Here is a 21,908-nt window from a genome sequence, read left to right on the forward strand (position 1 = left end):
ATCTCATCAAGGAGGTCCCGCCCATGCTCGACACCGCCATTTCCGCCCGCCCCGACATTGCCGACAAGCGCCTGCTGCGCAGCTTTGCCTATGTGAACGGCCGCTGGATCGCGGGGGAGACGGGCGAGGCGATCCCGGTCACCAACCCCGCCAATGGTGAGCGCCTGGGCGACGTCACGGCGCTGAGCCGCGCCCAGTCCCGCGCGGCCGTGGACGCCGCGCAGACGGCCTTTCTCGACTGGTCGCTGACCCTGCCGCAAGAGCGCGCAAGCATCCTGCGCCGCTGGTTCGATCTGATCATTGCGGCGAAGGACGACCTCGCCCGGATCATGGTGCTCGAACAGGGCAAGCCACTGAGCGAGGCGCGCGGCGAGATCGACTATGCGGCAAGCTTCATCGAATATTACGCCGAAGAAGCGAAGCGCCCGAATATCGAGGGCGTCACCTCGCATCTGCATGATGCCGAGGTCGAGCTGTGGCTGGAACCCGTGGGCGTCGTTGGCCTCATCACCCCGTGGAATTTCCCCGCCGCGATGCTGACCCGCAAGGCTGCCGCCGCGATCGCGGCTGGCTGCACCGTGGTGGCCCATCCCTCGCACGAAACGCCCTTCTCGGCCTTGGCGCTGGCGGAACTGGCCGAACGCGCGGGACTTCCGGCGGGGGTGTTCAACGTGCTGACCGGCCATGCGCCGGACATCGTCGAGCCGTGGTGCGAAGACACCCGTGTGCGCGCGCTCTCCTTCACCGGCTCGACCGAGGTGGGCCGCCTGCTCTATCGTCAATCGGCGGAAACCGTGAAACGGCTGGTGCTGGAACTTGGCGGCCACGCGCCGGTCATCGTCTTCAAGGGGGCCGATCTCGATCAGGCGGTCGCGGAGGTCATCAAGGCAAAATTCGCGACCTCCGGGCAGGACTGCCTCGGTGCGAACCGGATCTATGTCGAACGGCCCGTCTATGAGGAATTTTGCCGCCGCTTCACCGAGGCCACACAAGCGCTTACCGTCGGCATCGGCATGGACGACCCCGATATCGGCCCGCTGATGAACGAAAAGGCGGTGGCCAAACAGGAAGAACACGTGGCCGACGCGCTCGCGAAAGGCGCGAAGCTCGCCTGCGGTGGCAAGCGGCTGGATCGCGGCCCGCTGTTCTTCGCGCCAACCGTTCTGACCGATGTGCCGGACGAGGCAAAAATAATGCGCGAAGAAACCTTCGGCCCGGTCGCGCCCATCGCGCCGTTTGACACCGAAGAAGAGGTCTTCGCCAAGGCCAACGCCACCGAATACGGGCTCGTGGCCTATGTCCACTCCCAGAACCCAAAACGCATCTACCGTGCCACGCGCGCGCTGCAATTCGGCATGGTCGCGGTCAACCGCACCAAGGTCACCGGCGCGCCCATCCCGTTCGGCGGCATGAAGCAATCCGGCCTTGGCCGCGAAGGCTCCCGCCGCGGAATGGAAGAGTTCATGGAAATCAAATACGTCTGTCGAGACTGGGGCTGAAACCCCCGCCCTCCCGGACGCGATACACGAAGAAGGAGAGAAAATTGCTGACCAATGACCAACTCGACAAGTGGGATCGCGAAAGCTTCTTCCACCCCTCGACCCATCTCGCCCAGCACGCGCGCGGCGAGTCCCCGAACCGCATCGTCACCGGCGGCAAGGGCGTGTTCATCGAGGATCGCGACGGCAACAAGCTGCTCGACGGTTTCGCGGGGCTTTACTGCGTGAACGTGGGCTATGGCCGCACCGAAATCGCCGACGCCATCGCCGAACAGGCCAAGGAACTGGCCTATTATCACGCCTATGTCGGCCACGGCACCGAAGCCTCGATCACGCTGGCCCGTATGGTCATGGAGCGCGCGCCCGATCACATGTCGAAAGTCTATTTCGGCCTGTCAGGCTCGGATGCGAACGAGACCAACATCAAGCTGGTCTGGTATTACAACAACATCCTGAACCGCCCCGAGAAGAAGAAGATCATCTCGCGCTGGCGCGGCTATCACGGCTCCGGGCTGATGACCGGCTCGCTGACGGGGCTGGAGCTCTTCCACAAGAAGTTCGACCTGCCGCTTTCGCAGGTGATCCATACGGAGGCGCCCTATTACTTCCGCCGCCCCGATGCGGCGATGACCGAAGAGGCCTTCACCGCCTATTGCGCGAGCGAGCTCGAGCAGTTGATCGAACGCGAAGGCCCCGACACCATTGCCGCCTTCATCGGCGAGCCGGTTCTGGGCACGGGCGGCATCGTGCCCCCGCCCGCAGGCTACTGGGACGCGATCCAGAAGGTTCTGAACAAATACGACATCCTTTTGATCGCAGACGAGGTCGTGACCGGCTTCGGGCGTCTGGGCTCGATGTTCGGCTCGGATCACTACGGCATGAAGCCCGACCTGATCACCATCGCGAAGGGCCTGACCTCGGCCTATGCGCCGCTCTCGGGAACGATTGTCAGCGACAGGATGTGGAAGGTGCTCGAGCAAGGCACCGACGAGAACGGCCCGATCGGTCACGGCTGGACCTATTCGGCCCACCCCATCGGGGCGGCGGCAGGGGTCGCGAACCTCGCGCTGATCGACAAGCTCGGGCTGGTCGAGAATGCGGGCAAGGTCGGCGCCTATCTCAACACGCAGATGAAGGCGGCGATTGGCGAGCATGTCCATGTCGGCGACATCCGTGGCGAAGGGATGCTCTGCGCGGTCGAGTTCGTCTCGGATCGCGACAAGCGGACCTTCTTTGACGCCTCCGAGAAAGTCGGCGCGAAGATCGCGGGCGCGATGGTCGAGCGCGGCGTGATCGGGCGCGCGATGCCGCAGGGCGATATTCTGGGCCTCGCGCCGCCGCTCTGCCTCACCGAGGCCGAGGCCGACAAGATCGTTGAAGTCACCGCTGATGCGGTGAAAGCGGTTCTGGGTTAAGTCTCTCTCAGGGCTCGTCTTTTCCTGCGAGCCCTGAAAGCCACGCGGCAAGCGTCGCACGATCCCCGGCCTTCGGCGAATGGTGTCTGGCGATGAACACGTCAAACCAGTTGGCCCGCGTCTCGGCGGTCTCCGTATCGGGCGCCCAGTCCATCTGCGTCACCAATGCCTCGGCGTTCTTGTGACAGCGGCTACAGGATTTCGCGAAAAGCTGCGCGGGATCGGTTTCGGCCTGTGCGAACCCGGCCGAAAGTGTCAGGGAAATCGCCAGAAAGACCCGCATCACACCCTCCCGAGAAATTCCAGAACCGAACGCGCGGCACGAAGCCCCGGCGCCTCGCCGCCCTCGCCCAGACGCCGCATCGTCTCTTCCATGACCGCGAACTGTTCGCCCCGCGAGGCGTCGTCCTCCAGCAATTCGAGCATCTTCGCCGAGATCGCGCGCGGTTTGCAATCCGGACCGAGGAACTCGGGGATCACCCGGGTATCCGACACGAGGTTCACCAGCGTGACCGTGTCGATCCGCAACATCCGCCAGATGACATGCCACGAGATGAAATTCGCGTCATATGCAATCACCATCGGCACCCGGTTCGCGGCCAGTTCCAGACTGACCGTGCCGCTCGCCGCCAGCGCGATATCTGCGGCGGCGAAGGCGGCGCGCTTGTCCTCGCTGCTCTCGACCACGATGGGCGCGACCGGCCAGCGAGCGGTCATCTCACGCACCATCGGCGCCACGCCCCGCACAGTCGGCAGAACCACCCGCAGCCCCGGCTCGCGGTCGCGCAGCTGCATCAGCGCCTCGTCGAAACGCGGGCCGAGACGCTTCACCTCGCCCCGGCGCGAGCCCGGCAGGCAGAGCGCCAGCGGTTGATCGGCGTCGATCATGTGCGTCTCGCGGAAGGCCGCCGCGTCGGCCCGATCGGCGCGCGGCTCGGCAACGACCGGATGGCCGACGAAATCGCAGCTCATGCCGACGGCTTCCATATAGGGCGGCTCGAAAGGCAAAAGCGCCAGCACATGATCGACGACCTGCGCCATCTTCGCCGCGCGTCCCGGACGCCAGGCCCAGACCGAGGGCGCGACGTAATGGATCACCTTGAGATCGGGGCGTTTTTCCCTCGCCAGCCGCGCGACGCGCAGGCAGAAATCGGGGCTGTCGATGGTGATCAGCGCATCGGGGGCCATCTCGACCACGGCCTCTGCGGTTTCGGCGATACGGCGCTTGAGGTGGCGGTATTTCGGCAGGACCTCCATCAGGCCCATCACCGAGAGTTCCTCCATCGGAAAGAGGCTGTCGAGCCCCTGCCCGCACATCTCCTCGCCACCGATCCCGCGCCACTCTATCCCGGGCGCCAGTTCGGAAAGCCCCGCCATCAGGGCGCCGCCGAGCTTGTCGCCCGAGGCCTCGCCCGCGATGACGAAAACCCTCATGGCACGCAGGCCCAGAGGAAGAGACCGGCCTCTTGCGCGGCCTCGACCACTGCGGCCCGGTCCAGAAGCATCACGCCGCCCGCCTCGAAGGCGATGCCGGAGAGACCCGCAGCGGCGGCGTTCGCGACGGTCTGGACGCCTATCGCGGGCAGATCGGCGCGTCGGTCCTGAGCGGGTTTCGGGGCCTTGTAGAAGACCCCCTTGAGCCCTTTAAGATCCGCCCGCAAGCCTTTGTGATAACGCACGAATTCCAGCATTGCATCGGTGCCCGGCAGTGTCTCGACTGCCAAGCAAAGCCCGCGTGCCACGACCGCGCCCTGACCGATATCCGAGGCGCCAAGCGCGGCCACGATTTCGGCCCCGCGCTGTGCGTCGTGCTCGTCCACCGCGCTCGGGGTGCCGCAAAGCACGCCCGCCTCGGGCAGCAGATCAGGCGCAATCTCATGGGCACCAATCACCTCGAACTCCCATTCCTCGAAGACCTCGATCACGGCGCGCAGCGTCGCATCATCGCCCGCCTGCATCGCCATCGCCAGACGCGGAACAAGCTGCGCCGAGCGCGGGTCGAACTGTTCGGGATCGATCGCGGGGCGCTGCATCGCGCCAGCAAAGACCACCCGCTTGATGCCGCGATCTGCCAATTCGTCGAGGAAGGGCACCAGCCTCTCGATCCGGAAGCGCAGATGATCGCCCTTCAGATCGCAGGGCGCGCCGATCATCTCGCAGACCAGAAGATCGGGTTCCGCCTCTTGCAACAGCGTGGGCAAACGGCCCGCCCCCGCGATCAGCGCGGTATGCAGCCCGCCGCTCATTTGCTCGGCGTCAGGAAGCTGCGATCCGAAGGACCGAGAATGAAATCAAGGACTTCGCGGGCCAGATCGCCCTCGACGCCCTCATCGGAGAGCTTGCGCGCGCTTTCGCGGAAACTGCCCTCACTGAGCGCCGCCATCGTCTTGCGCAGCGCTGAGATTTCCTCGCGCGAGGTGCCGCGCCGCTTGAGACCCACGAGGTTCAACCCCTCGAGCCCCGCACGCGGCCCCGCGACCAGCGCGTGCGGGATGACATCCGCCGTCACCATCGACAGCGCCCCGATGATCGCGCCGCGCCCGATGCGCACCCATTGATGCACGCCCGACAGCCCGCCCACGATCACGTCGTCTTCCAGCACGCAATGGCCCGCGATGGCGACCGAATTCACCAAGATCACCCGATCCCCGATCTGCGCGTCATGAGCGACGTGGCAGGACGACATGAAGAGACCGTCATCGCCCACGCGCGTGATCCCGCCACCGCCCTCGGTGCCGGAGTTCATCGTCACATATTCGCGGATACGGTTGCGCTTGCCGATCACCAGCCGCGTTTTCTCGCCCTTGAATTTCAGGTCCTGCGGGATCTGGCCAAGCGAGGCGAAGGGAAACACCACGGTCTCGTCGCCGATCTCGGTCGCGCCCTGCACGACCACATGGGATTGCAGCTCGACGCCACGGCCCAGCACGACCTCGGGGCCGATCACGCAGAACGGGCCGATCCGGCACTCCGGACCGATCACCGCCCCCGGCTCGATCACCGCCGAGGGGTGGATTTGCGCGCTTGCGTCGACGCTCACCGCGCTCAGCCCTTCAGATCCATCATCGCCATGAACTCGGCGGTGGCGGCGAGTTCGCCCTCGACCTCGGCGCGGCCCTCGAATTTCCAGACCTTGCCGCCGCCGCGCAGCACTTTCACATGCATCTTGAGCACGTCGCCCGGCACTACCATGCGGCGGAACTTGCACTTGTCGATCGCCATGAAATAGGTGCCAAGCTTCTTGTCGATCGTGTCGGTCGAGATACCCACGACGACCGCCGCCGTCTGCGCCATCGCCTCGACGATCGTCACGCCCGGCATGATCGGCTCATCGGGGAAATGGCCCTGGAAATGCGGCTCGTTGCAGGTGACGTTCTTGATGCCGACGGCGCCTTCGTTCGGCACGATATCGACCACCTTGTCGATCAGCAGAAACGGGTAGCGATGCGGGATGATCCGCTTGATGAGCGAAAGGTTTGCTTCGGTATAGGGGGCGGGTTCGGTCATCAACTGTCCTCGTTATCTGGCGGAGCGCTGGAACGCTGTCCGTCGCAGCCCTCTTCTTTTGGTAAGTTGCTAGCAATCGGCGGGCGGCTTGGCAAGGATCAGGGTCTAGTTCGACCCGTCTTGAGCGTCCGGCATCGGCAAGCCGAGCGGTGTCTCGGGCGTGGGGGGCGTGCCGCCCTGAAGCACCGGATCCGCACCGGTCTCCGTGGCGCGATTGGCGCTGTCATCGACAAAGACGCCTTCCTGCTTGGCTGGCGCCGTTGCAGGGTCCGACCCATCGCCCGATGCCGCGACATCCCCGGTCGAGCCTGTGGTCGCGTCGCTCTTTGTCGACCCCGTCGCGGGCACCGAGGCGGGCACCTGCCCGGCACCGTCGCCGATTTCGGCATCGACCCGCTGAGCCAGCTCGACGGTGATATCGGCGCTCGCAAGCCCGCGAATGATCACCCGCGAATCCAGCACCACCGCCGCCCCGCGCGCGGCCAGAACTTCGTCGATCAGTGGCATCGCCGCGGCAATGAAGGCCTGCCGTTCGGCGTTGAGTTGACGCTGGATCGCATCGGCCTTCGCTTTCTGGGCGGCGCGGATTTCGGTCGCGCGCTTGTCGAAGGCCTCGGCGGCCGCCTGGAAATCGGCAGATACCATTGTCGCGCGGCGCGTCGTCAGATCCCGCTCTTCGGCCTCGAGCTGGCCCGCAATCCGGTTGTTTTCCTGACGTAGATCGGCAGAGGCGGCGTCGATCTCCTGCGCCACGCGCTTGCCCCATTGCGACTCCGCATAGAGCCGCTCCCAATCGAGGGTCAGTACGGGGCTTTGCGGTTGGGTAACGCCAGCGCTGTCGCTTTGCTGTGCAAAAGTTGCGACGGGCGCAGCGACCAGCACTGCACCCGTCAGCAAAAGCGATATCACCCGGCGCAAGCCGCCCATGTCAGAACTGCGTCGAGAGCGTCAGATCGAAATTCTGGGTCTTGTCGTAGCTCTCTTTCTTGACAGCCTTCGAGAAGTTCAGGCGCAGCGGGCCGATGCCCGAGTCCCAGAAGATCGAGAAGCCCACCGCCGAACGGATATGCATCGAGTCGTCGACCTCGACGCCGTTCGAACCGGTCGTGTCGTCGAGCCCCCAGACCGAGCCCACATCCCAGAACACGCCGCCCGTGATACCGTATTCTTCGGGGAAGCCGATCGGGAACTGCGCCTCGACCTTGCCGACCCAGTAGTAGTTACCGCCCAAGGCATCGTCGTTGACCGCGCCGCCATTGTCGCTGCGGTCACGCGGCCCGATGCCGTAGCTCTGGAAACCGCGGATCTGGCTGCCGCTGAAACGTTGCAGGATCGTGGTGCCGCCCGAGGCATGCACCGCACCACCTTCGAGCGAGGCCCGCAGCGTGACCTCCTCATTGAAGACCTTGCGCTCACCCTGGATCTTGGCCGAGGTCACGCCGCCGGTCACGTCGCCGCCCACGCCCCAGAAATCCTGCGAGACGCTGAAGCGCCAATCAAAGCGCGGATCGATCTGCTCGCGCTTGGTGCTGAAGCTGTAGGTGTAACCGAAGCCCGAATAGCGCTGCGTGCCCTTTTCGGCCTCCTCACGCTGGAGGATCTCGGAGGAATCGGTCGGCACGTTGTTGAGCGAGTCCTCACCGGCCTTGTAGCGCACCGCGAGGCGACCGCGCTCGGAGACGGGGAATTCGAAGGCAGGCGAGACGCTGATGCGGCGCGTGTCGAAGCTGTTATTCGACGCCGAGCTCGTCGTCGTATAGCTCGCCCCGAAGCTGAAGCTCACGTCTCGGCCCAGGAAACGGGGCTCGACGAAACGGACGCTCGAAGTGTTGTTGTCCTTCGTCGTCCCGAGCGAGAGCCCGAGGAACTGGCCACGGCCGAGGAAGTTCGTTTCCTGCAGGCTCGCGTTGAAGCCCACGCCGTCGCTCTTGGAGAACGACGCACCGAAGCCCAGCGAACCGGTCGGCTGCTCGTCCACGTTCACGTCGACCACGACCTGATCGGGGCTGGAACCCTGATTGGCGTTCACGTCGACATTGCTGAAGAAACCCGTGTCACGCACGCGGTCGGCCGCGTTCTGGATCGCGCGCGGGTTGAACGCATCACCCTCGGCGGTGTCGAACTCGCGGCGGATGACGCGGTCGAGCGTGGTGGTGTTCCCCTCGATGTCGATCCGCTGCACGAAGATGCGCGGGCCGCGCACCAGCTGGAAGGTCACGTTGACCGATTGCGTGCGCTGATCCTTGGAGATCTGCGGCTGCACGCGCACGAATTGCACGCCCTTCTTGATCGCGAGCTGCTCCATCCGGGTGACGGCATAATCGATCGCCTGGGGCGAATAGGTCTGGCCGCTGCGGATCTTCGCGAGCTTGTCGAATTCCGCCGGATCGAGACCGTCGATCTCGGAAGTGGTCGTGATCTTGTCGAAGTGGAATTTCTGACCCTCGACGATGTTGAAGGTCATGTAGAAGGCGTCACGCGCCCGCGTCATCTGCGAGGACACACCAGTGACCTGCACATCCATGAAGCCGCGCTGCTGGTAGAAGTCGATCAGCTTCTGGCGGTCGGCGGGGATGCGACGCTCGTTGAACGTGTCGTCCTTGACGAAGGTGCGGAAGATCCCGGCCTGTTTCGAAGCAAGCACCTGACGCAGGCGGCGGTCCGAATACGAGCGGTTCCCGGTAAAGGTGATGCGCTCGATATTGGTGACCTTGCCTTCCTTGATCTCGAAGGCGATGTCGACGCGATTGTCGGCGCGGCGGATCACCTTCGGCGTCACGCGCGCAGCCATCCGGCCGTCATCGGAATAGGCCTGGACCAGACGCTGGGCATCGGCCTCGACCTCGGCGGGGTTGAAGACGCGGTTGGGCTTGGTCTGCACGACCTGCGAGAGCACCTCGTCCTTGACGACCTTGTTGCCCTCGAAATTGATCACGTTGACGGTCGGGTATTCGCGAACCGTGATCTCGAGCGTGGAGCCCTTGGGCGTCAGGGCCACAGTTTCGAACAGACCCGATCCTGCGATGCGCTGATAGGCGGCGTTGAGATCGGCGGCGGTCACGGGCGTGTTGCGCGCGATTCTCGCGAAGGCCAGAATCGTCGCCGGTTCGATCCGTTCATTGCCGACGATCACGACCCGGGAGAAGCTGTATTGCTGCGCCTGGGCGATCGCCGGAACCGCGACACAACCCATTGCGATCGCGGGGAAAACCACGCTTGCGCGCAGGGCCTTTCGCGTTGCGCAAATCTTGAGCACCGTTTGCAAGCCGTTCGCCATCGCCCTCTCCCGCCGGAAGTTCAAATTCCCTTGCAAGGTGACTACCGAAGCGGGCGGGCCTTGTCAAAGCCGCGATGGGGCAAGTGCCGCAGGATTTTGTGGATTGAGGGAAGTAGGCCGCAGTGGATAGCGGCGACCCGACCGCCGCCTCACAGGCTGGCGACCCGGGTTCAGAGCAAAAGCGCTGCTCAGATGCGGTTGAAACCGGCCGGATCGATGGCGAACATGTCGATCAGCTGCATACCGATCAGCGCCGCGCCGAGAAGCGCGACGATCACCGCCGCGATGAAGAGCAGACGGTCGCCAAGCATGTCGACCAGCGGTCGAATGTCATGGTAGCCCTTGGCGATCAATTCGGTCATCGTCTCTCTCCTTGCACGCAACGGATGCGTCCAAGACGAGAGTTAGCCGCCGAAGATGGCTTCATTTCGGGCCAATTGCGGCAAAATTGTGGCAAGGCGCTCCAACGACAGGCGCCCGGCCCGCGCTCAACAGGTCAGATCGTTCCACAAACCGAACAGCATCAGAGTCAGCACCAGCGCGAGCCCCACCGACATGAAGGCGTTCATCAGCCGATCCGACGGGGGCTTGCCCACGATCGCCTCATAGAGATGGAACATCAGGTGACCGCCATCGAGAACCGGGATCGGGAACAGGTTCAGGAAGCCCACGGCCGTCGAGAGCACCGCGATGAACCAGATGAAATCGACCGGACCCGATTTCGCCGCCGCCGCCGAGGTCTCGGCGATGCGCAGCGCGCCGGTGAGGTTACAGCTCGAGATCTGCTGCGCGATCATCGCCCGGATCCCCGAGATCGACTGCGTGATGATCCCCCAGGTCTGGCTCACGCCACTGGTGACGGACTCGAGCAGCCCGACAGGCTCGGTCACCGGCTCGAACATGTAGCTGCCGGTGGCCCCGATCAGGAAGCGGGTCTCGAAGGTTCCGTCGCCCACGGGCAGATCGGTGCGGCGCGGCACCAGCGTCACCGAGAAACTCTCGCCCTCGGTGCCATCGCGTGACGGGCGCCAGATATCGAGCGCGACCGGCGCGCCGTTCCCCGCCCTGATCACCTCTTGCAGGTCGATGAACCGCCACGCGGGCGTGCCGTCGATCGCGGTGATCACGTCGCCGGTGCGCAGACCGGCGTCATAGGCGGCCGAACCCGGCTGGATCCCGGCAAAGCGCGAGGGAAAAAGCTGCGGCCCCGTGACGGTCAGATCCTGTCCGCCGCGCTCGACCTGATAGGACAGATCCGGGCCGCCCGGCACTTTCTCGATCAGCGCACCGAGCGCTTCGTAATCGGGCGTGGGCGTGCCGTCGACCGCCTTGATCACATCGCCGCTCTCGAGCCCGCCGGGGCCTTGCGGCAATTCCACGACCGTCTGGATCGCGGGCGTATCGATCGCGCGTCCTGTCCAGAGCGAGAGACCCGCGATCACAAGGATCGACAGGATGAAGTTGAAGACCGGCCCCGCCGCAACGGTGGCCGCCCGCGCCCAAAGCGGCGCGCCATGCATCGTGTGGCGACGCTCCTCGGCGCTCAGCTGCGCCATTTCCGCCTCGTCCGCCCCTGCCGAAGCGGCATTCGCATCACCGAGGAACTTCACATAGCCCCCGAGCGGGATCGCGGCGATCTGCCAGCGCGTGCCGCGCTTGTCGACGCGGCTGATCAGCTTGGGGCCGAAACCGAGCGAGAAGACCTCCGCCTTGATCCCCGAAAGCCGCCCGATGATGTAATGGCCGTATTCATGCACCGCCACGATGATCGAAAGCGCGATGACGAAGGCCACGACGGTATACAGCAGATTGCCGAATTGGGGCAGCAGGTCCAACACTCAGATCCTTCCCTGTTCACTTATCACCAGCGCACGGGCGCGCGCTTCGGCATCGCAGTCCAGAACCATATCGAGATCGACCGCGGCAATTCCAAGACCTTGGCCTTTCGACATATCCTCGAGCACCGCCTCGACCAGCGCGGCCATCTGAAGAAAACCGATCCTACCCGCGATGAAAAGATCGAGCGCGATTTCCTTCGCGGCATTGAAGACGGTGCCCGACAGCCCACCGGTCTCCATCACCTCGCGCGCAAGGCGCAAAGCGGGGAAACGCTCGGTGTCGGGGGCGCGGAATTCGAGACTGCCGATCGCGGCAAGGTCGAGCCGCGCCACCGGCAGTTTCTGCCGCTCGGGCCAGTTCAGCGCATAACCGATCGCATGGCGCATGTCGGGCACGCCCAGATGCGCCATCAACGCGCCATCGCGGAAGCCCACGATCGAATGCACGATGCTCTGTGGATGGACGAGCACCTCGATCTGCCTAGGCGTGAAACCGAAAAACTCTTTCGCTTCAATGACCTCCAGGGCCTTGTTGAACATGGATGCGGAATCGATCGTGATCCGCTGACCCATGTTCCAATTGGGATGCGAGGAGGCCTCGGCGACCGTCGCCTGCGCCAGCCGCTCGAGCGGCCAGTCGCGAAACGCGCCGCCCGAAGCGGTGATGATCACCCGCTCGACCGCGCCGATCTCTTCGCCCACGAGACCCTGAAAGATCGCGGAATGCTCGCTGTCCACCGGCAGGATCGTCGCGCCATGGGCGCGCGCCTCGGCCATCAGCAAAGGCCCCGCCGTGACCAGAGATTCCTTGTTGGCGAGCGCCAGAGTGGTGCCTTGCGACAGCGCCGCGAAGCCCGGCGCCAGGCCCGCCGCCCCCACGATCCCCGACATGATCCAGTCCGCGGGACGATGGGCGGCCTCGATCAGAGCCTGCGCCCCGGCCGCCGCCTCCACGCCCGATCCGGCAAGCGCCTCGCGCAGCGCGGGCAGGCAGTCTTCGAAAGCGGTCACGGCGATATCGGCCTTGAGCGCGCGGGCCTGTTCGGCCAGTCGCGCGACATTGCGCCCACCGCTCAGCGCGACCACGTCATAGGCTTCGGCCCCGCCCTGCCCCATCAACAGGTCAAAGGTGCTCTCACCGATCGAGCCGGTCGCGCCGAATACCGAAACCTTGCGCATGATCAGCTTCCCGTCAGCGGCAGGGGCATCACCTGCGAGATCAGCATCAGAACGACGACCGCCCCCGTGAGCGCATCGAACCGATCAAGCACGCCGCCATGGCCAGGGATCAGCGACGAGCTGTCCTTGACCCCGGTTGCGCGCTTGATGGCACTCTCGGCAATGTCGCCAAGCTGTCCCGCGAAGGCCAGAAGCGGCGAGATCCAGATCATCGCCAGACCGCCCCCCAGACCCGCGAAGATCGCCCCCACGATCGCCGCCCCGACCCAGCCCGCAACCGTGCCCGACCAGGTTTTCTTCGGGCTCACCTTCGGCCAGAATTTCGGACCGCCCAATGTGCGTCCGACAAAATACCCTGCAATATCAGAGACAACCACCACAGCGACGATCCAGGTGATCGCCCCGAGCCCCGCCCCTTCGCGCAGTGCCACCAGCCCGTATCCGGTGAGCATGATCGCCAGCGAATAGGCAAAGGCCACGCCGCGCCGCCCCGCCACGATGATCGCCGCAACGATCGGCACGATCAGCAGATAGACCAGCCCCAACGGCTCGTGGATGACGAAGACAAAGCCAAGCAGGACCGCCGCCACCAGCCCGAGCCCCACCGCCTTGCCCGGACGACCGGGCGCGAGCATAGTGACCAGTTCCCAGACCATGAGGCCGGTGACCAGAACGGAAAGCCCCGCAAAGATGGCGCCACCCTGCCAGATCGCCGCAACGCCGATCGCGACCATGGCGAGCCCGGAGGCTAGACGCGGAAGCAGATCGCCCCATTTGCCAGAGTTTGAGCCCCCGTTCACGAGGCGACCCCGCCGAAGCGGCGTTCGCGCCCCTTGAAGCGCGCCAAAATCTCGGCAAGCTCCCCAGGTGTGAAATCGGGCCAGAGCGTCGGCGTGAATTCATATTCCGAATAGGCCGCCTGCCACGGCAGGAAATTCGAGGTGCGCGTCTCTCCCGAAGAGCGGATCACCAGATCCGGGTCAGGCATGCAGCGCGTGTCGAGCCGGGCCGAGATCGCGGCTTCATCTACCTCGTCTTCGGTAATCCGCCCCTCGGCCAGATCCCGCGCAAGTTCCAGCGCGGCACGGCGCAGCTCGTCGCGACCGCCGTAATTGATCGCGACCGCCAGCGTCAGCTTGGTGTTGCCCCTGGTGCGCGCTTCGATCGAATCCATCGTCTCGCGCAGAAGCGGGTCGAGCCGGGTGCGATCCCCGATAAAGCGCAGCTCGACACCCTGACGCGACAGCTCTGCCGCCTCGCGCTTGATCATCAGCCGGAACATCTTCATCAGCCCGAGCACTTCCTGCGTCGAGCGTTTCCAGTTCTCGGTCGAGAAGGCGTAGATCGTCATGTAACGGATGCCGAGGCCGGGCGCGGCCTGCACGATCTTCTTGATCTGCTCGGCCCCCTTGCGGTGCCCGGCGAGACGCGGCCAGCCGCGCTGGGTCGCCCAGCGGCCGTTGCCATCCATGATGATCGCGACATGAAGCGGCGCGCGCCCCTCGCCCTGCGGCTCGGGCGAGGTTTCGGCAATATCCGTGGTGCTCAGCGCCATCTGCGGATCGATCCTCCCATCTGCGGGTCGAGGCCTGCGGCCTCAGACCTGCATGATCTCCGCCTGCTTGTTCTCAAGCGCCTTGTCGACCACCGCGATATGCTTCTTGGTGATTTCCTCGACCTCGGCCTCCCAGAACTTCACATCGTCTTCCGACATGCCGTTCGACTTGGCCTTCTTGATCTGGTCCATGCCGTCGCGGCGCACGTTGCGGATCGCGACGCGGGCATGCTCGGCATATTGCGCGGCGACCTTGGTGAGCTCCTTGCGGCGCTCTTCGTTGAGTTCGGGGATCGGCAGCATGATGATCGTGCCATTGGTCTGCGGGTTGATGCCCAGACCGCTCTCGCGGATCGCCTTTTCGACCACGCCCACGAGCCCCTTGTCCCAGATATTGATGGTGACCATGCGCGGCTCGGGCACGTTCACCGTGCCAAGCTGGTTGATCGGGGTGGTCTGGCCATAGGCCTCGGCGGTGATCGGTTCGACCATCGAAGCAGAGGCGCGGCCGGTGCGCAGCGAGGCGAACTCGTGCTTGAGGGCCGTCATCGCGCCATCCATGCGGCGCTCGAGGTCATCGGTGTCGATCTCAATCTCGTCGGACATTGTTCTTGTTTCCGTCTTGGTTGCAGCCTCGGCTCCGAGATGTATCCCAGAGCCGCGGCGAAAACTAGCTTTTGTGACAGGCAAGCGACCCCGCGGGCTCGCGGCTTACCCCTGAACCTTGGTATAGGTACCCTCGCCCGCGAGAATTCCGCGGAACCCGCCCGGCTCGTCGAGCGAGAAGACGATGATCGGCTTGTTGTTGTCCCGCGCGAGCGCAATCGCCGAGGCATCCATCACGCCGAGATTCTTTTGCAGCACCTCGTCGTAGCTGACCGTGTCATAGCGCTTGGCGTCGTCGAATTTCTTCGGATCCTTGTCATAGACCCCATCGACTTTCGTACCCTTGAAGATCGCTTCGCACGACATTTCGTTGGCGCGCAGCGTCGCGGCCGTGTCGGTGGTGAAATAGGGGTTGCCGGTGCCGGCAGCAAAGATGCAGACCCGTTTCTTCTCCAGATGGCGCACCGCGCGGCGGCGGATGTACGGTTCGCAGACCTGATCCATCGGGATCGCCGAGATCACGCGCGTGAACACGCCAAGCCCCTCGAGCGCCGATTGCATCGCCAGCGCATTCATTACCGTCGCCAGCATGCCCATGTAATCGGCCGTGGTGCGTTCCATCCCCTGCGCCGAGCCCGCAAGCCCGCGGAAGATGTTCCCGCCGCCGATCACCATGCAGATCTCGACGCCGAGATCGTGGACCGACTTCACCTCTTGCGCAATGCGCGCGACGGTCGGCGGGTGCAGGCCATAGCCCTGATCCCCCATCAGCGCCTCGCCCGAGATCTTCAGCAGCACGCGTTTGTATTTGGCCGCCGGATGCATCTCCGTGCTCATTCGATCCTCCTGAGGGCTGTTGTCATCGCGGCGCAAAATGTCGCAAATGGGGTCCGGGTTCAACCTCTCGCGAGAGGGCGCGGCCCATTGTCCGACCTTCCCGCCGCAAAGAGCCGCCGATGCGCCCGATCCTGCCCGAAATTCCGCCTCACCTGCCGGTCCTGATCGCCGGTCCCACGGCGAGCGGAAAATCGGCGCTGGCGCTGGAGCTTGCCGAGCACGATGGCGGGGTCGTGGTGAATGCCGATGCGCTCCAGGTCTGGTCGTGCTGGCGGGTGTTGAGCGCACGCCCCTCTGCCGAGGACGAGGCCCGCGCACGCCACCGCCTATATGGTCACAAGCATCCCGGAGAGCCCTATTCGGTCGGCCATTGGCTGCGCGAAATCGCGCCACTACTGGAGGCTCATCGCGCGGGCGGCCCCCGTCCCATCATCGTCGGCGGGACGGGGCTGTATTTCACTGCCCTCACCGAAGGGCTGGCCGAAATTCCCGAAACGCCGCCCCCGATCCGCGATGAGGCCAATGCGCGTCGTCTCGCCGAGGGCCATGAGGGGATGCTGGCCGAACTCGACCCTGCGACCCGCGCGCAGATCGATCCGCTCAACCCCATGCGCGTGCAACGGGCCTGGGAGGTAATGCGCGCAACCGGCGAGGGGTTAGCCGCCTGGCAGGATCGCACCCCTCCGCCGCTTCTACCTCTTGCCGAATGCATGCCGCTTCTCCTTACGCCCGATCGCGACTGGCTGGCTGAACGTATCGACCGGCGCTTCGATCTGATGCTCGAGGAAGGCGCGCTCGAAGAGGCGCGCGTGATCGAGCCGATCTGGGATCCCGAGGCGCTTTGGGCGCGGGCGATCGGCGCCCCCGAACTCATCGCATATCTGCGCGGCGAACTTGATCTGGAGGCGGCGCGCATCGCTGCGCAGGCGGCTTCCCGCCAATATGCCAAGCGGCAACGCACATGGTTTCGTAGCCGGATGAAGGATTGGCACAAGATCGCGTATGCGTGACCAAGCGAGCACAGCCGCGCGGATGATCGCAAGAAAATCTGTTGGTTTGGAAGGGGTTGAAGGATATCCTCACACCCGAACTGGATCGGGATCAGCCAATCGTGAAGCTCTTTTCCACCCCGCCGCTGTCGCAGCTTGCGCAGTCGAAACCGTCCCTCGCACCGCGCAAGCCCGAGAGCGTGGCGGCACCGACCGCCGCGATCACGAGTACCCGGCAGACATCTTCTTTGAGCGATCAAACGCCCTCGACCCCGCGGCTGATGCAGATCGCGCGCCTGGCGCAAGGCGGGCGCTGGCGGGTCGAAGCGATGCGCGCGCTTTCCGAGCCCTGCCTGCTGTGGTTCACCCGCGGTCAGGGCCGGATCACGCTGGGCGGGGTCACTCGCGGATACGGGCCCAATAACGCCATCTTCATTCCATCCGGGGTCATTCACGGCTTCGAAGTCAGCGCTCAGACCCATGGCCAAGCGCTGTTCTTCGGGCGCGACAGCGCGCTCGAGCTGCCCCATTCCGCCCATCATCTGCGCATTCGCGAGGCGATGGCGCAGGGCGAGATCAACGCACTTCTCGAGGCGATCCAGCGGGAAATCAACAGCGAGCGGCCCGCCTCGGACCGCGCCTTGCGCAGCCATCTCGGCTTGCTCAGCGTCTGGCTCGAACGTCAGATCGAAAGCAATGCAACAGAGGCGATCCGGCCGAGCGCCGCGCGCAAGCTGGTCTCGCGTTATTCCGCGCTGGTCGAGCGCGATTTTCGCTCCGGCGTCAGCGTCGGGGATCTCGCAGCAGAACTGGGCGTTACGCCTACCCATCTTGCGCGCGCCTGTCGCGAAGCCTGTGGCAAGGGCGCGCTGGAACTGTTGCAGGATCGCCGTCTTTACGAGGCGCGCCGCCTGCTGTGCGACACGCAGACCCCCGTCAAGGAGATCGCGCGACAACTGGGCTATCGCAGTCCAGCTTATTTCACCCGCGCCTTTCAGGCGGGCACAGGGAACACACCGCTCGCGTTCCGTCGCGCAGGCTGAATGCGCGGTGCCGGGGCGCGCTGCAACGCACCCCACCGAGCCCCGCCTCATGGCGCCGCAACGCCCCCCACCGAGCCCCAACTCATGCCGCGGTCTTTTCGCGCGACATCGATTGCTGCAACGTAAATGACGAGACAGAGCTGAGCAGACGGGCGCTCTCCCCAAGCATCGCGCGACTGGCGGCGGCACTGCGATCGAACATCGCGGCGCTACGTTGCGCGGCCTGATCGAGTTGGTGCACGGCGGCGTTGATCTCGGAAATTCCGCTTGCCTGTTCGCCCGAGGAGGCCGCGATTTCCGACACGCGGTCGTGGATCTCGCGCACGGAGCTCACGATGCGTTGCAAAGCCTCTCCGGTCTGACCAACCAGGGTTACGCCGGAATGGACCTGGGTGTCGGATGAGGCGATGAGTTCGGAAATCTCCTTGGCCGCTTCGGAGGAGCGTTGCGCGAGCGCCCGGACCTCGGAGGCCACGACGGCAAACCCGCGTCCCGCCTCGCCCGCGCGGGCGGCTTCGACGCCTGCGTTGAGGGCGAGCAGGTTGGTCTGGAAGGCGATATCGTCGATCACCGAGGTGATACGCGAGATTGCCTTGGCAGAGGTCTCGATCTCGGCCATGGCCGCCACCGCGCTTTTGACCACCTCTGCCCCGCTTTCGGCGTGACCGCGGGCCTCGGTGGCGAGCGACCGGGCCGATTGCGCCCCTTCCGCGGCAGATTGCACCGAGACCGTCAACTCATTGAGTGCCGCCGCCGTTTCCTCGAGCGTTGCGGCATTACGCTCGGTCTGCGCGCTGAGTTCCTCGGCGGAGGAGGCAACGGATTGCGCCTCACCATCGATCAGATGCGCCCCACGTTCGATCTGGGCAAGTGACTGCGACAATTGCTCGACCGCCGCATTGAAATCGCCGCGCAATTTCTCGTATTCGCCGGTCAGCGTCTCGTCGATGGTGATCGAGAGATTGCCGTTCGCGAGCGCATCGAGACCACGGGCCAGAACGGCCACGGTATACGCCTGTTCTTCGAGGGCGCGGCGGGCCTCTTCCTCGCGGGCGCGAAGCGCGTTCTGCTCGTCGGCTTCAGCCTTGCGACGTGCGGCCTCAACCTCTTGCGCGGCATCGCGGCGCGCGGCCTCGACCTTGTCGATTTCTGCCTGCCGGGCCGCTTCCACTCGGCGCGCGTTTTCTTCTTCCTCGCGCAGAACACGTTGCATTTCTTCGTTTTTCTCGCGGTTTTCTGCAAAGATGACAAGGGCGCGCGCCATGTCGCCAAGCTCGTCCTTTCGCTCGACGCCGCGCACATCGGTTTGAGTGTCACCCTCCGCGATTGCGCGGGTGGCGCGGGCGAGCGCCCCGATCGGGCGCACGATGCGCCCGCCCAGAAACCAGGCCAGCAGGGCCGAGATCACGAATGCCGCGCTCACCAAAAGGGCCGATATCTTGCCGATCATCGATCGAAGGGCGGAAATTTCCGCGACGTTGAGAGATTGCGTGATCACACCCACAACCGCGCCGGAATAGTCCCGGATCGGATCGGCGCGCATCACATGGGCTTCGCCATTGATCGTGAGCGCCTTGTCGATCGGTTCGCCAAGGCGCAGCTCCTCCAGCTCTCCCGGCGAGAGAAAAGAACTATCCCCGACGGTCGAGACGAGTCGCTTCGGCTCCCCCTCGCCCACGGGCGGCAGCGCGTAATATTCGTAGATCGCGCCGGTCGTTTTGGAGAGCGCATCGAGGAACCCCTGACCGATATCGAGCCCCACCTCTACCGTACCGACCTGCTTTCCCTGATAGAAAATCGGGGCGACGCCGCGCGCGCCGATCCCGGCCTTTCCCGTTTCCAGCGCCGAGATAGGCTTGCCGCTCCTGTTGGCGTCCACCACGGTCTTGCGGAAGGCGGAGAGATCATCGCCGCGCTTGTCGAGATTGTGAATGCGGATGAGAGAGGTCGCAGGCGCGGTATGGAATTGCAGCTGCGCAATGCCGGTCCTGTCGCGCAAGACGGGCCATTCCGGCGCCAGAAGCGCCTCCAGCGCGGCATCGTCGCGCTCTGCCACCGCCTTTTGCACCGGAGGCAGGCCCGCGATCAGGAGCGCACGGTCGAGCGCCTGTATCTCGGCCGAATGCACCGCACTCATCAAACGTTCCTCGGCAGAGGAAAGCGCGCGATTGCGCGACATGTCCTCGACCCGGTTTCCGACCCAGAACAGCCCCGCGGCCATCAGCGCACAAGCGAACAGAGCGATTCCAATGGGAAGGAAAAGGATCTGACGGCGAATTGTCATGGGACAGGCTCCGAAGCTGCTTTGCCTTCGGATTAGGACCGATTCCCTAAGATCGCGTTCACATTCGACGGAAACACCCAGTCTCGGGAGCAATGGGCCGGGATTTCGTCCCCTGCGCGTCGATGTCCGAGTGCTCGGCACGTTCTGGCGCCTTCGAGACAACAAAAAAGGGCCGCGCTCGAGAGAGCGCGGCCCCGGCCTTGGGGAGGAAGACCGATCAGAAGAACCCGAGCTTGTTCGGGTTGTAGCTCACCAGCATGTTCTTGGTCTGCTGGTAATGGTCGAGCATCATCTTGTGGGTCTCGCGACCGATGCCCGACTGCTTGTAGCCACCGAAGGCCGCGTGAGCCGGATAGGCGTGGTAGTTGTTCACCCAGACGCGGCCCGCTTCGATGCCGCGACCGAAGCGATAGGCGCGCGAACCGTCACGGGTCCAGACGCCGGCGCCGAGGCCGTACATCGTGTCGTTCGCGATCTCGAGCGCTTCGGCCTCGTCCTTGAAGGTCGTGACCGAGACGACCGGCCCGAAGATCTCTTCCTGGAAGACGCGCATCTTGTTGTGGCCCTTCAGGATCGTCGGCTGGATATAGTAGCCGTTCGCCAGATCGCCGTTGAAGCGTGCGGCGTTGCCGCCGGTGAGCACTTCGGCGCCCTCTTCGCGGCCGATGGTCAGGTAGGACATGATCTTGTCATGCTGTTCCTGGCTGGCCTGGGCCCCGACCATCGTCTCCATCAGGCGCGGGTCGCCTTGCTTGATGGCTTCGACGCGGGCGATGCAGCGCTCGATGAACTTCTCGTAGATGTCTTCCTGGATGAGCGCGCGGCTCGGGCAGGTGCAGACCTCGCCCTGGTTGAAGGCAAAGAGCACAAAGCCTTCGACCGCCTTGTCGAGGAACGCATCATCCTCGGCCATCACGTCGGAGAAGAAGATGTTGGGCGACTTGCCGCCCAGTTCGAGCGTGACCGGGATCAGGTTCTCGGTCGCGGCCTGCATGATCTTGCGGCCCGTCGCGGTCGACCCGGTGAAGGCGATCTTGGCGATCCGCGAGGAGCGCGCCAGCGCCGCACCGACTTCCGCGCCGAAGCCGTTGACGATGTTGAGGGTGCCGGCGGGCAGCAGGTCGGCGATGACTTCCATCAGCACCATGATCGCCGCCGGGGTCTGCTCGGCCGGTTTCATCACGATGCAGTTGCCCGCGGCCAGCGCCGGGGCCAGCTTCCATGCCGCCATCAGGATCGAGAAGTTCCACGGGATGATCTGGCCGACGACGCCCAGCGGCTCGTGGAAGTGGTAGGCGACGGTGTCGTTGTCGATTTCCGACATCGTGCCTTCCTGGCTACGCAGGACGCCCGCGAAGTAACGGAAATGGTCAACCGCCAGCGGAATATCGGCGGCCGTGGTCTCACGGATCGGCTTGCCGTTGTCCCAGGTCTCGGCGGCCGCGATCAGGTCGAGGTTTTCCTCGATCCGGTCAGCGATCTTGAGCAGGATGTTCGAACGCTCGGCCGGCGAGGTCTTGCCCCAGGCATCCTTGGCGGCGTGCGCGGCGTCGAGCGCCAGCTCGATATCGGCTTCGGTCGACTGGGCGACTTCGCACACCTTGCCGCCGGTGATCGGGGTGATGTTGTCGAAATACTTGCCTGCGACGGGGGCAACGAACTTGCCGCCGATGAAGTTGTCGTAACGGTCGCGGAACGGCGAAACCGAAACGCCCTTGAATTCAGGTGCCATATCGTTGGCCATGGTCTTTCCTCCCTGTTGTGATCGCAACCACCTCTGTTGCGCGTCATGAGAAGGAGCATGTCCGCTCCCGCGAATCGTGCATAGCCGTCCTGATCTGGTGGAATGACTCATCTGTCTCAGCGACGAGACAGGTGC

20 protein-coding genes are annotated in these 21,908 nt (G+C 64.6%); 4 read left to right on the forward strand and 16 right to left on the reverse strand.

Features of this window, described 5'->3' with window-relative positions; translation table 11 throughout:
- The first annotated feature begins 23 nt into the window (after nucleotides 1-23).
- The gene (locus tag BMG00_RS01395; RefSeq protein WP_078573173.1) at nucleotides 24-1,499 is read left to right on the forward strand and encodes an NAD-dependent succinate-semialdehyde dehydrogenase; all 1,476 of its coding nucleotides are present in this window, start codon (nucleotides 24-26) and stop codon (nucleotides 1,497-1,499) included.
- A gap of 44 nt (nucleotides 1,500-1,543) precedes the next feature.
- Nucleotides 1,544-2,914, forward strand: a complete 1,371-nt coding sequence (locus BMG00_RS01400; RefSeq protein ID WP_078573174.1) for an aspartate aminotransferase family protein — start codon at nucleotides 1,544-1,546, stop codon at nucleotides 2,912-2,914.
- Nucleotides 2,915-2,921: 7 nt separating this feature from the next.
- Here BMG00_RS01400 and BMG00_RS01405 read toward each other — a convergent pair whose 3' ends face one another.
- The 14 genes from BMG00_RS01405 to pyrH form a co-directional block, all read right to left on the reverse strand.
- Nucleotides 2,922-3,197 carry a hypothetical protein gene (locus BMG00_RS01405; protein WP_078573175.1) on the reverse strand — a complete coding sequence of 92 codons (276 nt, stop codon included), beginning with the start codon at nucleotides 3,195-3,197 and terminating at the stop codon, nucleotides 2,922-2,924.
- The gene (gene lpxB, locus BMG00_RS01410; RefSeq protein ID WP_078573176.1) at nucleotides 3,197-4,348 is read right to left on the reverse strand and encodes a lipid-A-disaccharide synthase; all 1,152 of its coding nucleotides are present in this window, start codon (nucleotides 4,346-4,348) and stop codon (nucleotides 3,197-3,199) included. The genes BMG00_RS01405 and lpxB overlap by 1 nt, the downstream gene beginning before the upstream one ends.
- On the reverse strand, nucleotides 4,345-5,160 hold the full coding sequence (locus BMG00_RS01415) for an LpxI family protein (protein ID WP_078573177.1): 816 nt from the start codon (nucleotides 5,158-5,160) through the stop codon (nucleotides 4,345-4,347). The genes lpxB and BMG00_RS01415 overlap by 4 nt, the downstream gene beginning before the upstream one ends.
- Complete coding sequence (gene lpxA, locus BMG00_RS01420) at nucleotides 5,157-5,954, reverse strand: acyl-ACP--UDP-N-acetylglucosamine O-acyltransferase (protein WP_078573178.1); 798 nt, start codon at nucleotides 5,952-5,954, stop codon at nucleotides 5,157-5,159. The genes BMG00_RS01415 and lpxA overlap by 4 nt, the downstream gene beginning before the upstream one ends.
- 5 nt (nucleotides 5,955-5,959) lie before the next feature.
- The gene (gene fabZ / locus BMG00_RS01425; protein ID WP_078527880.1) at nucleotides 5,960-6,421 is read right to left on the reverse strand and encodes a 3-hydroxyacyl-ACP dehydratase FabZ; all 462 of its coding nucleotides are present in this window, start codon (nucleotides 6,419-6,421) and stop codon (nucleotides 5,960-5,962) included.
- A gap of 105 nt (nucleotides 6,422-6,526) precedes the next feature.
- Nucleotides 6,527-7,348, reverse strand: coding sequence for an OmpH/Skp family outer membrane protein (locus BMG00_RS01430; protein ID WP_078573179.1), 822 nt, complete (start codon nucleotides 7,346-7,348; stop codon nucleotides 6,527-6,529).
- A 1-nt stretch (nucleotide 7,349) separates the two neighbouring features.
- A complete protein-coding gene (gene bamA / locus BMG00_RS01435) occupies nucleotides 7,350-9,698 on the reverse strand; it encodes an outer membrane protein assembly factor BamA (RefSeq protein ID WP_078573180.1) in 2,349 nt (782 codons plus the stop codon).
- Nucleotides 9,699-9,886: 188 nt separating this feature from the next.
- On the reverse strand, nucleotides 9,887-10,060 hold the full coding sequence (locus tag BMG00_RS17555) for a hypothetical protein (protein WP_158521663.1): 174 nt from the start codon (nucleotides 10,058-10,060) through the stop codon (nucleotides 9,887-9,889).
- A 126-nt stretch (nucleotides 10,061-10,186) separates the two neighbouring features.
- Nucleotides 10,187-11,536 carry an RIP metalloprotease RseP gene (gene rseP, locus BMG00_RS01440; RefSeq protein ID WP_245794926.1) on the reverse strand — a complete coding sequence of 450 codons (1,350 nt, stop codon included), beginning with the start codon at nucleotides 11,534-11,536 and terminating at the stop codon, nucleotides 10,187-10,189.
- Nucleotides 11,537-12,715, reverse strand: a complete 1,179-nt coding sequence (gene dxr / locus BMG00_RS01445; protein ID WP_245794927.1) for a 1-deoxy-D-xylulose-5-phosphate reductoisomerase — start codon at nucleotides 12,713-12,715, stop codon at nucleotides 11,537-11,539.
- 2 nt (nucleotides 12,716-12,717) lie between these two features.
- Complete coding sequence (locus BMG00_RS01450) at nucleotides 12,718-13,515, reverse strand: phosphatidate cytidylyltransferase (RefSeq protein ID WP_078573181.1); 798 nt, start codon at nucleotides 13,513-13,515, stop codon at nucleotides 12,718-12,720.
- Nucleotides 13,512-14,270: a polyprenyl diphosphate synthase gene (gene uppS / locus BMG00_RS01455; RefSeq protein WP_078573182.1), complete on the reverse strand. Its 759-nt coding sequence runs from the start codon at nucleotides 14,268-14,270 to the stop codon at nucleotides 13,512-13,514. The genes BMG00_RS01450 and uppS overlap by 4 nt, the downstream gene beginning before the upstream one ends.
- A gap of 42 nt (nucleotides 14,271-14,312) precedes the next feature.
- Nucleotides 14,313-14,876 (reverse strand): ribosome recycling factor, encoded by a 564-nt coding sequence (gene frr, locus BMG00_RS01460; protein ID WP_078527890.1) that lies wholly within the window; start codon nucleotides 14,874-14,876, stop codon nucleotides 14,313-14,315.
- 105 nt (nucleotides 14,877-14,981) lie between these two features.
- Nucleotides 14,982-15,713: a UMP kinase gene (gene pyrH / locus BMG00_RS01465; RefSeq protein WP_078527892.1), complete on the reverse strand. Its 732-nt coding sequence runs from the start codon at nucleotides 15,711-15,713 to the stop codon at nucleotides 14,982-14,984.
- Nucleotides 15,714-15,832: 119 nt separating this feature from the next.
- On the opposite strand from pyrH, the gene miaA reads away from it, so the two are divergent.
- Both miaA and BMG00_RS01475 read left to right on the forward strand, forming a co-directional pair.
- Nucleotides 15,833-16,723, forward strand: a complete 891-nt coding sequence (miaA, locus tag BMG00_RS01470; protein WP_078573183.1) for a tRNA (adenosine(37)-N6)-dimethylallyltransferase MiaA — start codon at nucleotides 15,833-15,835, stop codon at nucleotides 16,721-16,723.
- A 41-nt stretch (nucleotides 16,724-16,764) separates the two neighbouring features.
- Nucleotides 16,765-17,745, forward strand: coding sequence for an AraC family transcriptional regulator (locus BMG00_RS01475; protein ID WP_245794928.1), 981 nt, complete (start codon nucleotides 16,765-16,767; stop codon nucleotides 17,743-17,745).
- An 82-nt stretch (nucleotides 17,746-17,827) separates the two neighbouring features.
- Here the strand turns inward: BMG00_RS01475 and BMG00_RS01480 are convergent, their stop codons facing one another.
- Together BMG00_RS01480 and adh are read right to left on the reverse strand one after the other, a co-directional pair.
- Complete coding sequence (locus tag BMG00_RS01480) at nucleotides 17,828-20,029, reverse strand: methyl-accepting chemotaxis protein (protein WP_078573184.1); 2,202 nt, start codon at nucleotides 20,027-20,029, stop codon at nucleotides 17,828-17,830.
- Nucleotides 20,030-20,246: 217 nt separating this feature from the next.
- Entirely contained in the window at nucleotides 20,247-21,773 is a 1,527-nt protein-coding gene (gene adh / locus BMG00_RS01485) for an aldehyde dehydrogenase (RefSeq protein WP_078527898.1), read from the reverse strand.
- Nucleotides 21,774-21,908 lie beyond the last annotated feature (135 nt).

The sequence above is a fragment of the Thioclava marina genome (assembly GCF_002020135.1).
Classification (GTDB): domain Bacteria; phylum Pseudomonadota; class Alphaproteobacteria; order Rhodobacterales; family Rhodobacteraceae; genus Thioclava; species Thioclava marina.